The following is an 11,975-nucleotide window of genomic DNA, read 5'->3' as shown; positions in this document are numbered from 1 at the left end:
GGCGGAGGGAAGGGCGGGTGAGCTCGGCGAGCTGGCCGGTCTCGGGGGACGGGAGCGGCTCCTTGGCCGACCCCGGCAGCAGGAGCTCCAGCGTGCGCGCCTCGCCGCCGGGCAGGCTCGCCACCGGGGCGGCCCGGGGATGGAAACGGGGCGCGGAGCCGCGGGAGGACAGGGGCACGGCGGCGGTGTCCTCCGCCCAGAAGGCCACCCCGTCCCCAGCCCAGACCCCATGCACGACCAGCATCCCGGCAGGTTACCCGGACGCGGCGGCCGGGGTGGCCCGCGTCCGCCCACGGCGCACTGGGCGAATCATGGGGAAATATCGACGCAAGCCGTAGAATGAAAGTATGAATACTCCGGGATCGTGGTGCGAGCGGCCCAAGCCGCCGGCTCCCTCGTGCGAGCTCCCGTCCCCGTGGAGCGCGCCCAAGAAGCCCGCCGACTGGTGCGAGGCGCCGAAGTCGCCGGTCGAGTCGCTGGTCGGCTTCCTCCTGCGAGCCGCCAGGCGGTAGCGGCCTCCGGCCTTCCCGACCGGCGAAATTCCGCGAGGTGATAGAAGCCGGACTCCTCGGGTAGGCGGGTTCGCGACGGAGGAGGCGACGTCGTGAACGACACCCACAAACTGGTCACCGACCTTTCCGAGCAGGTCTCCCGGCTCGTCAAGGACGAGTTGCGGCTGGCCAGGCTCGAACTCACGGAGAAGGGCAAGCGCGCCGGGTTCGGCGCGGGCATGTTCGGCGCGGCCGGTCTGGTCGCGTTCTTCGGCGGCGCGGTGCTCGTGGCCGCCGTCGTGCTGCTTCTCGCGCTGGTCATGCCCGCGTGGGTCGCGGCCGCGATCGTCGGGGTGGTCCTGCTGATCGTCGCCGCCCTGCTGGGGCTGGCCGGCAAGAGCAAGGTGAAGCAGGCGGCGCCGCCGGTCCCGAGCGAGACCATCGCCAGCGTCAGGGCCGACGTCGACGCGGTCAAGGAAGGGGCGCGGCGATGAGCGAGACCGATCCGGGACGCAGCGACCAGCACGCCGGCACCGTGGGCGCGCGCCGGGCGACGGTCGGCACGCCCACGGACCACGAGTCCATCAACGTGCCGCCCACCAGGCCGGGCGCGGCCGAGAACGCGCACGAGGCCGAGCTGGCCCGCGAGGAGCACGAGACCTTCATCCCCGAAGCGCCCCAGGTCGACGACCGCACCGACGCGGTCGAGTCGCGCGCCGTGGAGGAGGAGTCCCTGAGCGGGGGCCGCCCTGCGAAGGGCACCGGCACGGCCCGCCGCGAGCACCACGGCGGTCACCGGGAGCACCAGGCACACGGTGACGACGCCGACGAGGTACGGGCGGACATCAGGCAGACCCGCCAGGAGCTGGGCGAGACGGTCAGCGCCCTGGCGCACAAGGCGGACGTCAAGAGCCGGGCCGCCGCGACGGCGGCCACGGCCAGAGGAAAGGCGGGCAGGATGGCAGGCACGGCCAAGGACAAGGCCACGGAGATGGCGGAGACGGCCAAGGACAAAGCCACGGAGATGGCGGAGACGGCCAAGGGCAAGACGGCCGAGATGACCGGCGCGGCCAAGGGCAAGGCGCACGAGATGACCGGCAAGGCGCAGGAAGTAGCCGGCAAGGTCGGCGACGCCACGCCGGAGCCGGTGAAGAAGCGCCCGGTGCTCATGATCGCCGCGGTCGGGACGGTGGTCGCCCTCCTGGTGCGCCGCGTGATGAGGCGCAACAGGGCCAAGTGACGCGTGGAAGCTCCCAGCGGCCCCGCGGAGCTGCCCCGCCGGTCATGGTGGCGGGTGATCAGGCGCACGTTCGCCGAGTTCAGGAACGACCGCGTCCAGGATCTGGCGGCGGCGCTCACGTACTACGCGGTGCTGTCCGTCTTCCCGGCGCTGATCGTGCTGGTGTCGCTGTTCGGGCTGCTCAGGCGCGACGACCTCGGCACGGTCGTGGGCTCCCTCGTGGTGCTGGCGCCGGAGGAGGTGCGCGACCTGATCGTGCAGAGCGTGCGCGGCGTGCGCGGCACCGGCAGCGCGGGCCTGGTGGCGATCGTCGGCCTCCTGGTCGCGCTCTGGTCCGCCTCCGGCTACATCGCCGCGTTCATCCGGGCGTGCAACGAGATCTACGACATCCAGGAAGGCCGTCCGTTCTGGAAGCTGACCCCGCTGCGGCTGGGCCTCACGGTCATGCTGATGATCCTGCTGGCCGCGGGCGCGATCGCGGTCACGCTGACCGGCCGGCTGGCCGCCCTGGCGGGTGACGTGCTCGGACTCGGCGACACCGCCGTGACCGCGTGGAACGTGCTCAAGTGGCCGGTGCTGGCGCTGATCGCGGCCGGCCTGATCATGGTGCTCTACTGGGCGGCGCCGAACGTGCGCCAGCCCGGCGTGCGCTGGATCACGCCCGGCGGCGTGCTCGCCGTCCTGCTCTGGGTGCTCGTCTCCGCGGGCTTCGCGCTGTACGTGGCCGGCTTCGGCTCCTACAACAAGACGTACGGCACGCTCGCGGCGGTCGTGGTGTTCCTGATCTGGCTGTGGCTGTCGAACATGGCGCTGCTGTTCGGCGCCGAGCTCGACGCCGAGCTGATCCGGGAACGCGCCGTGGCCGAGGGCAACCCCGACGGGCGGGAGCCGTACGCGGTGCCGCGTGACCCGCCGAAGCCGGATGATCTGCCGGGCTGAAGATGAGAGGCTTCGCGCATGGACTTCATCCGCGTGCGCGCCTCCATCGACGGCGCCGAGACGATCTCGTCCTGGACCGGCGACGTCTACGGCTGGGAGCCCGACGGCGGGCCGCACCACCTGTTCGGGTTCGAGGGCGTCAACGTGGCCAGGGCGGTCCGCGACGACGACGGCGGCTGGCGGCTGCTGACCAGGGAGGCCGCCCTCTACCTCGACCCGGGCACCCGCGACGTGCTCGACGTGTGGGACAACCCGCTGACCGGCCGTCAGGTCGAGGTCCAGCACGTCCTCAACGACCCGGCCAACCAGCGGCTCGGCGACCACAAGGTGCCGCGGACCCCGCTGGGCGACCAGGTGGTCTTCAACGTGGACGTGCGCCTGGCCTACCCGTCGCCGCTCAAGGTCGCCGACTACCCGGACAACTCCGCGAGCGACACCTACCGGGCGATGGAGCTGTTCCAGTTCTTCGCCAGGGCCGACGACCTCGCCACGGAGCTGCCCGGCGTGCCGTGCGTGTTCTCCTGGTGCCGGGTCTCGCCGTGGCTGCCGTGGATGGCGATGGCGCAGCGGCCGGGCGGGCTCGTCTACCACTGCCGGGGCGGCAAGAGCGCCGAGGTGCCCGAACGGCTGCGCGAGCGCGCCGGCGAGCGGTTCCTGCACGCGCCGGAGGAGTGGTCGGCCCCGAGCATGACGAGCTGGACCGCCTTCGCGGATAAGGTCGGGCGGTGAGCACCGACCTGTTCTGCGAGATCGTCTCGGGGGAGCGCCCGGCGACGATCGTCGACTCCGACGAGGTGTCCGTCTCCTTCCTCGACACCCGGCCCGTCTTCAAGGGGCACGTGCTCGTCGTGCCGCGCGCGCACGCCGAGACGCTCTCCGACCTGACCGGGGTGGGCCCGTTCTTCGAGCGCGTCCAGCGCATGGCGCGCGCCGTCGAGCAGGGCCTGGAGGCCGGCGGCACGTTCGTGGCGATGAACAACCGCGTCAGCCAGAGCGTCGCCCACCTGCACGTGCACGTCGTGCCCCGCGTCAAGAAGGACGGCCTGCGCGGCTTCTTCTGGCCGCGCACCACCTACGCCTCGGCCGAGGAGGCCGCCTCCTACGCCGAGCGGATCGCCAAGGCGCTGGGCTGAGCCGTGGAATACCTCGTCGGCGTCGCCGTGGTGGCCGTGCTCGTCGGCGTGCCCGCGATCGTGCTCTGGCGCGTCATGCGCGGCCGCCGCGACCTGGGCACCAGCCCGGCGGAGCGGGCCACGTTCGAGACGCTGCACACGGCGTCGCTGGCCGGGCCGCCGCTGCGCGCCGGGCTCACCGCCGACGGCGCCCAGCGCGCCTCGCGCCACCTGCGCGAGCTGCTCGGCTCCGCCGCCCTCGCCATCACCGACGGCGAGCGCCTGCTGGTCTACGACGGCGCCGGCGACCACCATGCCGAGCACGCCTTCGAGCACGCCGGGGCCACCCTCCAGGACGGCCGCACCCAGGTCCTGACCATCGGCTGCGACCTGCTCGAATGCCCGGTCCGGAACGCGGTCGTGGTGCCGCTCACCACCGACGAGCGGGTCGTCGGCGCGCTGACCGCCTACGGCACGCACGCCTCCGCCGGGCTCGTGCGGGCCGCCCAGGAGGTGGCCGGCTGGGTCGACTCGCAGCTGGAGCTGGCCGAGCTCGACCGCTCCCGCACGCTGCTCATGGAGGCCGAGGTGCGGGCGCTGCGCGCGCAGATCTCGCCGCACTTCATCTACAACTCGCTGACCACGATCGCCTCCTTCGTCCGCACCGACCCGGAGCGCGCCCGCGAGCTGCTGCTGGAGTTCGCCGACTTCACCCGCTACTCCTTCCGCAGGCACGGCGAGTTCACCACGCTCGCCGAGGAGCTGCGCTCCATCGACCGCTACCTCATCCTGGAGCGCGCCCGCTTCGGCGACCAGCTCCAGGTCACACTGCGCATCGCGCCCGAGGTGCTGCCGGTGGCGGTGCCGTTCCTGTGCCTGCAGCCGCTCGTCGAGAACGCCGTACGGCATGGCCTGGAGAGCAAGGACGGCGTCGGCCGCATCACGATCATCGCCGAGGACGCCGGGGCCGAGTGCGGCATCAGCGTCGAGGACGACGGGCTCGGCATGGACCCCGACCGGTTGCGCCGCATCCTCGCCGGTGAGGCCACCTCCGACGGCGGGATCGGCCTGGCGAACGTGGACGAGCGACTGCGCCAGGTCTACGGCGACGAGTACGGGCTGGTGGTCGAGACGGGGCGCGGAGCGGGCACGAAGGTCAACGTCCGGTTGCCGAAGTATCACCCGGGCGTCTCAGCCCGTTGACCTCGATCTTCGTTGCCTGTTTTATCACTTTCTGTGGCACAACTTCGGGTCCTCGCGGTCGACGACGAACTTCCAGCCCTGGAAGATCTGTCGTACCTGCTGCGTGCCGACCCGCGGATCGGCGAGGTGGCGACCGCCAGGGACGGCGCGGCGGCGCTGCGGCTGCTCGACCGGGCCATGGCCGAAGGCAGGCCCATCGACGCGGTCTTCCTCGACATCCGGATGCGCGGCCTCGACGGCGTGGTGCTCGGGCGGCTGCTGTCGCAGTTCGCCAACCCGCCGCGGGTCGTGTTCGTCACCGCCTACGAGGAGCACGCCGTCGACGCGTTCGAGATCAAGGCCGAGGACTACCTGCTCAAACCGGTGCGGCCGGAGCGGCTGGCCGAGGCGATCCGCCGGGTGGCGGTGTCGGCCGACGTGCCCGCCGACGGCGGTGAGACCGACACCATCCCGGTCGAGCTGGGCGGCGTGACCCGGTTCGTCTCCAGCGCCGACGTGATCTACGTGGAGGCGCACGGCGACTACGCCCGCCTGCACACCGCCACCGGCAGCCACCTGGTGCGCATCCCGCTGGCCACGCTGGAGGAACGCTGGTCGGCGGCCGGATTCGTCCGGGTGCACCGCAGCCACCTGGTCGCCGTCAAGCACATCGAGGAACTGCACATCGACTCCGGCCGCTGCACGGTCCGCGTCCGCGACATCGAGCTCCCGGTCAGCCGCCGCCACACCCGCGAGCTGCGTGACCTGCTCGTCCGCCGCGCCAGGAAGGGACGCCCCGATTGAGCCCCGAGTCCCGGCCGGGGCGGCGCACCGCGGTCACCAGCCCGCGCACCGCCGCCGCCCGCCGGCCGCGCCGCCCGGCCACCCGGGAGATCGACGAGCAGACGCACCTCGGTGAGGTCTACATGCGCTCGCTGCTGCGCACCCAGTTCCGGCTGGCGCTGTTCGTCTGCACCGTGCTGGCCTGCGTGGTGGGCGGGCTGCCGCTGCTGTTCCTGCTCATCCCCGAGCTGCGGGGCACGCACCTGCTCGGCGTCCCGCTGCCGTGGGCGGTGCTCGCCGGGCTCATCTACCCCGCCTTCGTCATCGGCGCCTGGCTCTACGTCCGGCAGGCCGAGCGCAACGAGCGGCACTTCGCCGACCTGGTCGACCGTTCATGAGCCTGGCCGCCGTCGTCACGGTCATGGTGGCGGCCATCCTCATCGGCGCGTTCGGCATGCGCTTCTCGCGCACCACCTCCGACTTCTACGTCGCCTCCCGCACCGTCACCCCGCTGTGGAACGCCTCGGCCATCGGCGGCGAGTATCTGTCGGCGGCCTCCTTCCTCGGCGTGGCCGGGCTCATCCTCAGCTACGGCGTCGACATGCTCTGGCTGCCCGTCGGCTGGACCGGCGGCTACCTGGTGCTGCTCGTGCTGGTGTCCGCGCCGCTGCGCCGCTCCGGCGCCTACACGCTGCCCGACTTCGCCGAGGCCCGGCTGGAGTCCATGGTGGTGCGGCGCACGGCCAGCGTGCTCGTGGTGCTCATCGGCTGGCTCTACCTGATGCCGCAGTTCCAGAGCGCCGGCCTGGTGCTGCGCACGATCACCGGGGCGCCGGTGTGGGCCGGCGGGCTGCTGGTGGCCGTCGTGGTCGCGGTCAACGTGCTGTCGGGCGGCATGCGGTCGATCACGTTCGTGCAGGCGTTCCAGTACTGGCTGAAGCTGACGGCGCTGGCCGTGCCGCTGGTGTTCCTGCTGATGGCGTGGAAGGCCGACGGCGCCCCGGCGCTGAACGCGCAGGACGCCGCCGTCTGGCAGGTGCCGCTGGCCGGGGCCAAGGACTACGCCCTGTATTCGACGTACTCGCTGATTCTGGCGACGTTCCTGGGCACGATGGGGCTGCCGCACGTGCTCGTCCGCTTCTACACCAACCCCGACGGGCGGGCCGCCCGCCGCACCACGCTGGTGGTGCTGTCGCTGCTCGGCGCCTTCTACCTGTTGCCCGCGCTGTACGGCTGGCTCGGCCGCATCTACGCGCCCGACCTGGTCCGCACCGACGCGGTCGTGCTGACGCTGCCCGCGCGCATGATCGGCGGGACGCTCGGCGACCTGCTGACCGCGCTGATCACCGCCGGGGCGTTCGCGGCGTTCCTGTCGACCTCGTCGGGGCTGACCGTGTCGGTCGCCGGCGTGATCGCCCAGGACCTGCTCAAAGGCGGCGTGCGCTCGTTCAGGATCGCCACGCTGATGGCCGTCGCGGTGCCGCTCGGGCTGGCGCTGTGGGCGCGGGCGCTGCCGGTCGCCGACGTGGTGGGCCTGGCGTTCGCGGTCGCCGCCTCGTCGTTCTGCCCGCTGCTCGTGCTCGGCATCTGGTGGCGCCGCCTGTCCACCACGGGCGCGCTGGCCGGGCTGTTCGTCGGCGGCGGCCTGGCCTGCGCGGCCGTGCTCGCCACCATCACCGGCGGCCCGTACGAGGGCCCGGCGGGGGCGCTGCTGGCCCAGCCGGCGGCCTGGACGGTGCCGATCGCGTTCGCGGTGATGGTCTCGGTGTCGTTCCTGACGCCCGACCGCGTCCCGCTGGGCGTCGCCAGGACCATGGTCCGCCTCCACACCCCGGAGAACCTCGACCTCGACCGCGGCGACTGGCGCCCCCGCTCCTCGTGACCGTGCTCAACCGTGCTCAGGGGGGTGGGAGCTCGCCGGAGCCGCGGGGGATCAGGCGCACCGGGATGGTGACGCGGCGGGCCTGCGGGGAGGGGGTGAACAGCAGGTCGACGGCGGTCCGGGCGAGCAGTTCGGTGTCGTAGCGGACGACCGTGACGCCCGGGTCGAAGACGGCGGACAGGGAGAAGTCGTCGAACCCCACGTACGCGGGCCGCGCCAGCTCCGGGGGGCGTTCGCGCAGTGCCTGCAGGATGCCCGTCGCGGCGCGGTTGTTGGTGGCGAAGAAGGCCGTCGGCGGCGCGGGCAGGTCCAGCAGGCGGCTCACCTCGGGGGCGACCCGCCACGGGTCGAACAGGCCGCGCACGACCAGCGACTCGTCCACCGGGACGCCCGCCGCGCGCAGCGCCGCGCGGTAGCCGGCGGCGCGGTCGCGGACCGAGCTGAGGCCGTCGTCGTCGGAGATCAGCGCGATGCGGCGGTGGCCGTGCGCCAGCAGGTGCTCGGTGGCCGCCAGCCCGCCCCGGGCGTCGTCCAGCACGACCGCGTCGGCGTGCTCCAGGCCGGACGGCACCCGGTCCACGAAGACGGCCGTCAGCCCGGGATGCGCGGTCAGCCAGCCGTGCCCGGCGGCGGACGGGACCACGATGAGCGCGTCGACGCCCCGCGCGTACATGGCCTCGACCAGCATCCGCTCGCGCTCGGGCCGCTCCTCGTAGGAGCCGAAGACGACCAGCGCGTCGTGCTCGGCGGCGGCCGCCTCGACGGCCTTGGCGAGCCGGGAGGAGAACTCGTTGGAAATGTTCTCCATGACCAGGCCGAGCGTGAGCATGGTGGCGCCGCGAGCCAGCCGCGCGGCGGCCTCGTTGCGGCGGAAGCCGAGCGCGCCGATGGCCGCCTGCACGCGTCGCCGCAGCTCGGCGCTGACGTGGGGCTCCTGGTTGACCACGCGCGAGACCGTCTTCAGGCTCACCCCGGCATGCCGGGCGACGTCCAGCATGGTCGGTTTACGCGCTGCCATAGGGTGTGCCTCCATGGACGATGACTGGATCTGCGGCCGCTTCGGCGAGGACGAGCCGTGGACGCTCGGCGCGGTCAACCCGCCGGTGTTCGACAACAGCGTGTTCACCTTCGGCTCGGCGGTCGAGCTCGGTGAGGCGATCAGGAACGAGGACGAGCGCTACGTCTACTGGCGTGGCACCAATCCCACGGTCGACCTGCTGCAGCGCAAGCTGGCCGCGCTGGAGCGGGCCGAGCGGGCGAAGTGTTTCGGCTCCGGGATGGGGGCGATCTCGGCGACGATCTCCTCGCTGGTGTCGGCCGGTGACCACGTGCTGGTGCTGGGCGCCGTCTACGGGCCGACCACCCAGTTCCTGCGTTATCTGGAGAAGTTCGGCGTCACGCATGACCATGCCGTCGATCTCGACGCGTGTGATAGCGCTATCAGGCCGAACACCCGCCTACTCTACTTCGAGTCGCCCTCCTACATGCGGTACGAGATCTTCGACCTCGCCGTCGTCACCGGGTGGGCGCGCGAGCGCGGGCTGGTGACCGTGATGGACAACACCTGGTCGACGCCGATCTTCCAGAAGCCGCTGACGCTGGGCGTGGACCTGGTCGTGCACTCGCTGTCGAAGTACGCGGGCGGGCACAGCGACGTGGTCGGCGGCGTGGTGGCGGGGCCGTCTCGGCTGATCCGGCCGCTGGCGCTGACCGAGTACCAGCTGTACGGCGCGGCGATGTCGCCGCACGACGCGGCCAAGGTGATCAAGGGGTTGCGCACGCTGCCCGTACGGATGGCGGCGCACCAGGAGCGCGGGCTGGCGGTGGCCGGGTTCCTGGCGGGGCATCCGGCGGTCCGCCGGGTCAACCATCCCGGCCTTCCCTCGCATCCCGGTCATGACATTGCGCTTGGTCAAATGTCGGGATTTTCGAGTCTTTTCAGCTTTGAGTTGGCCACGGAGTCGCGAGACGAAGTCTCCACATTCCTGGACGGGTTGCGACATTTCAGGATTGGGGTGTCCTGGGGTGGATTTGAGAGCTTGGTGAACGCGCCGGCGCTGACCACCGAGGAGAGCGTCCGGGCCACCATGGGCATCCCGGTGGGCCTGGTGCGCCTGTCGGTCGGGCTCGAACCGGCCGACACCCTGATCAAGGACCTCGGCGGCGCGCTCGACGGCATCGGCTGACCGGCCCCCGCCCCGCCGACCGTTCGTCGTACATAAGGGACCACTCACCGCAACCCCTGACCAGCTGAACGCCGGTCGGCGGCGGCTCGCCGAACAGCGCTGCGAGACCCCTCCACCGCGGGTAGGTTGCGCTCTTACCTTGTGCGTGATCCGCATCACAGTGGAGGTCTCGTGACAACCAGAGAACATGACGCGTCGGTCTATGAACAGGTGCAGAGGAGCAGCGAGTTCCAGGAGCTGAAGAGCCGCTTCAGGCGGTGGACGTTCCCCATGACGGTGGCCTTCCTGGTGTGGTACCTGCTGTACGTGGTGCTGTCCGGGTGGGCCCGCGACTTCATGGGCATCAAGCTGCTCGGTGACATCAACGTCGGGCTCGTCTTCGGGCTGCTGCAGTTCGTGACGACGTTCCTCATCGCGTGGGCCTACTCCAGGCACGCCGAGAAGAAGCTGGACCCGATCGCCGACAAGCTCCGGCACGAGGTCGAGGAGAAGACCAAGTGAGCTCGACCACCCTTGCCACGATCCTCTTCCTCGTCTTCGTCGCGGCCACGCTCGGCATCACGTTCTGGGCCAGCCGCCAGACCAAGACGGCCGCCGACTACTACGCCGGCGGCCGCTCGTTCAGCGGCGTGCAGAACGGCCTGGCCATCGGCGGCGACTACATGTCGGCCGCGTCGTTCCTCGGCATCGCCGGCATCATCGCGCTGTCGGGCTACGACGGCTTCCTGTACTCCATCGGCTTCCTGGTGGCGTGGCTGGTCGCGCTGCTGCTGGTCGCCGAGCTCATGCGCAACTCCGGCAAGTTCACCATGGCCGACGTGCTGGCCTTCCGGATGAGCCCGCGGCCCGTCCGCACCGCCGCCGGCGTCTCGACCATCGTGGTCAGCATCTTCTACCTGCTCGCCCAGATGGTCGGCGCGGGCGCGCTGGTCGGCCTGCTGCTCGGCATCACCTCCGACGCCGGCAAGATCTGGACGATCATCGCCGTCGGCGCCCTCATGATCGTGTACGTGGTCTTCGGCGGCATGAAGGGCACCACCTGGGTCCAGATCGTCAAGGCCGTGCTGCTGATGACCGGCGCCGCCCTGGTGACGGTGCTGGTGCTGGGCAAGTTCGGCTTCAACCTGTCGGCGCTGCTCGGCCAGGCCGCCGCGACCAGCGGCCCCAAGGCCAACCCCGACAGCTTCCTCATCCCCGGCCTCAAGTACGGCACCGAGGCGCAGGGCCTCGCCGGCAAGATCGACCTGATCAGCCTCGGCCTCGCCCTCGTGCTCGGCACCGCCGGCCTGCCGCACATCCTGATCCGCTTCTACACCGTGCCCACAGCCAAGGACGCCCGCAAGTCCGTCCTGTGGGGCATCGGCATCATCGGCGTGTTCTACCTGCTCACGCTGGTCCTCGGCTTCGGCGCCGCCGCCCTGGTCGGCAGGGAGGCCATCGTCGCCCAGGACCCCGGAGGCAACACCGCGGCGCCACTGCTCGCGCTGCGGATCGGCGAGGAGATCTTCGGCTCGGTGGGCGGCACGCTGCTGCTCGCCTTCATCGGCGCCGTCGCCTTCGCCACCATCCTGGCCGTGGTGGCCGGCCTCACGCTCGCCTCCTCCTCCAGCTTCGCCCACGACCTGTACGCGCACGTCTTCCGGCGCGGCCAGGCCAGCGAGCGGCAGGAGGTCGTCGTGGCCCGGATCTCCGCCCTGGTGATCGGCGCCGTCGCCATCGGCCTCAGCATCCTCGCGCAGAGCCAGAACGTCGCCTTCCTGGTCGCCCTGGCCTTCGCCGTGGCCGCCTCGGGCAACCTGCCGGCGATCCTCTACAGCCTGTTCTGGAAGAGGTTCAACACGGCCGGCGCGGTCAGCGCCATCTACGGCGGCCTGGTGTCCGCCCTGGTGCTGGTCATCTTCTCGCCGGTGGTCTCCGGCGGCAAGACGGCCCTGTTCAAGGACGCCGACTTCGCCTGGTTCCCGCTCAGCAACCCGGGCATCGTCTCGATCCCGCTCGGCTTCCTGTGCGGCTGGCTCGGCACCATCCTGAGCAAGGAGTACAACGCGGCCAAGTACGCCGAGATCGAAGTCCGCTCCCTCACCGGGGTGGGGGCGGAGAAGGCCACCGAACACTGATGGCCTCGCGGGCCCGGCCCCTCCACCGGGCCCGCCTTCCCCC

General features: G+C 71.5%; 15 protein-coding genes. 13 read left to right on the top strand and 2 right to left on the bottom strand.

The window, feature by feature from the left end:
* Positions 1-244: hypothetical protein (locus ADY59_RS44070; RefSeq protein WP_156326115.1), on the bottom strand; the 244-nt coding region annotated here is incomplete at its 3' end.
* A gap of 103 nt (positions 245-347) precedes the next feature.
* Here ADY59_RS44070 and ADY59_RS50805 point away from each other — a divergent pair.
* The 10 genes from ADY59_RS50805 (at position 348) to ADY59_RS44025 (ending at position 7,629) form a co-directional block, all read left to right on the top strand.
* Positions 348-512, top strand: a complete 165-nt coding sequence (locus ADY59_RS50805) for a hypothetical protein (protein ID WP_156326114.1) — start codon at positions 348-350, stop codon at positions 510-512.
* 92 nt (positions 513-604) lie between these two features.
* On the top strand, positions 605-985 hold the full coding sequence (locus ADY59_RS44065; protein WP_049576318.1) for a phage holin family protein: 381 nt from the start codon (positions 605-607) through the stop codon (positions 983-985).
* Complete coding sequence (locus ADY59_RS44060) at positions 982-1,731, top strand: DUF3618 domain-containing protein (RefSeq protein ID WP_049576315.1); 750 nt, start codon at positions 982-984, stop codon at positions 1,729-1,731. Before ADY59_RS44065 ends, ADY59_RS44060 begins: the two co-directional genes overlap by 4 nt.
* Before the next feature lie 54 nt (positions 1,732-1,785).
* Complete coding sequence (locus ADY59_RS44055; RefSeq protein ID WP_049576312.1) at positions 1,786-2,670, top strand: YihY/virulence factor BrkB family protein; 885 nt, start codon at positions 1,786-1,788, stop codon at positions 2,668-2,670.
* A gap of 18 nt (positions 2,671-2,688) precedes the next feature.
* Entirely contained in the window at positions 2,689-3,399 is a 711-nt protein-coding gene (locus ADY59_RS44050) for a DUF1838 family protein (RefSeq protein ID WP_049576310.1), read from the top strand.
* Positions 3,396-3,803, top strand: a complete 408-nt coding sequence (locus ADY59_RS44045; protein ID WP_049576306.1) for an HIT family protein — start codon at positions 3,396-3,398, stop codon at positions 3,801-3,803. The genes ADY59_RS44050 and ADY59_RS44045 overlap by 4 nt, the downstream gene beginning before the upstream one ends.
* 3 nt (positions 3,804-3,806) lie before the next feature.
* Positions 3,807-4,985, top strand: a complete 1,179-nt coding sequence (locus ADY59_RS44040; RefSeq protein WP_049576303.1) for a sensor histidine kinase — start codon at positions 3,807-3,809, stop codon at positions 4,983-4,985.
* Between the two features lie 33 nt (positions 4,986-5,018).
* Complete coding sequence (locus tag ADY59_RS44035; RefSeq protein WP_049576302.1) at positions 5,019-5,768, top strand: LytR/AlgR family response regulator transcription factor; 750 nt, start codon at positions 5,019-5,021, stop codon at positions 5,766-5,768.
* Positions 5,765-6,145: a membrane protein gene (locus tag ADY59_RS44030; RefSeq protein ID WP_049576299.1), complete on the top strand. Its 381-nt coding sequence runs from the start codon at positions 5,765-5,767 to the stop codon at positions 6,143-6,145. The genes ADY59_RS44035 and ADY59_RS44030 overlap by 4 nt, the downstream gene beginning before the upstream one ends.
* Positions 6,142-7,629, top strand: coding sequence for a sodium/solute symporter (locus tag ADY59_RS44025; RefSeq protein WP_049576296.1), 1,488 nt, complete (start codon positions 6,142-6,144; stop codon positions 7,627-7,629). The genes ADY59_RS44030 and ADY59_RS44025 overlap by 4 nt, the downstream gene beginning before the upstream one ends.
* Before the next feature lie 16 nt (positions 7,630-7,645).
* On the opposite strand, the gene ADY59_RS44020 is transcribed toward ADY59_RS44025, so the two are convergent.
* Positions 7,646-8,647: a LacI family DNA-binding transcriptional regulator gene (locus ADY59_RS44020; RefSeq protein ID WP_197094140.1), complete on the bottom strand. Its 1,002-nt coding sequence runs from the start codon at positions 8,645-8,647 to the stop codon at positions 7,646-7,648.
* A gap of 13 nt (positions 8,648-8,660) precedes the next feature.
* Between ADY59_RS44020 and ADY59_RS44015 the strand changes: the two genes are divergently transcribed.
* From ADY59_RS44015 to ADY59_RS44005, 3 genes are all read left to right on the top strand, one after another.
* Positions 8,661-9,815, top strand: coding sequence for a trans-sulfuration enzyme family protein (locus tag ADY59_RS44015; RefSeq protein WP_049576291.1), 1,155 nt, complete (start codon positions 8,661-8,663; stop codon positions 9,813-9,815).
* A 171-nt stretch (positions 9,816-9,986) separates the two neighbouring features.
* Positions 9,987-10,316 carry a DUF485 domain-containing protein gene (locus tag ADY59_RS44010; RefSeq protein WP_049576288.1) on the top strand — a complete coding sequence of 110 codons (330 nt, stop codon included), beginning with the start codon at positions 9,987-9,989 and terminating at the stop codon, positions 10,314-10,316.
* On the top strand, positions 10,313-11,932 hold the full coding sequence (locus tag ADY59_RS44005; protein WP_049576285.1) for a solute symporter family protein: 1,620 nt from the start codon (positions 10,313-10,315) through the stop codon (positions 11,930-11,932). Before ADY59_RS44010 ends, ADY59_RS44005 begins: the two co-directional genes overlap by 4 nt.
* Positions 11,933-11,975: the final 43 nt, after the last annotated feature.

The sequence above is a fragment of the Nonomuraea sp. SBT364 genome (assembly GCF_001083785.1).
In the GTDB taxonomy this organism is placed as follows: domain Bacteria; phylum Actinomycetota; class Actinomycetes; order Streptosporangiales; family Streptosporangiaceae; genus Nonomuraea.
This window is presented reverse-complemented; position numbering and strand designations above follow the sequence as displayed.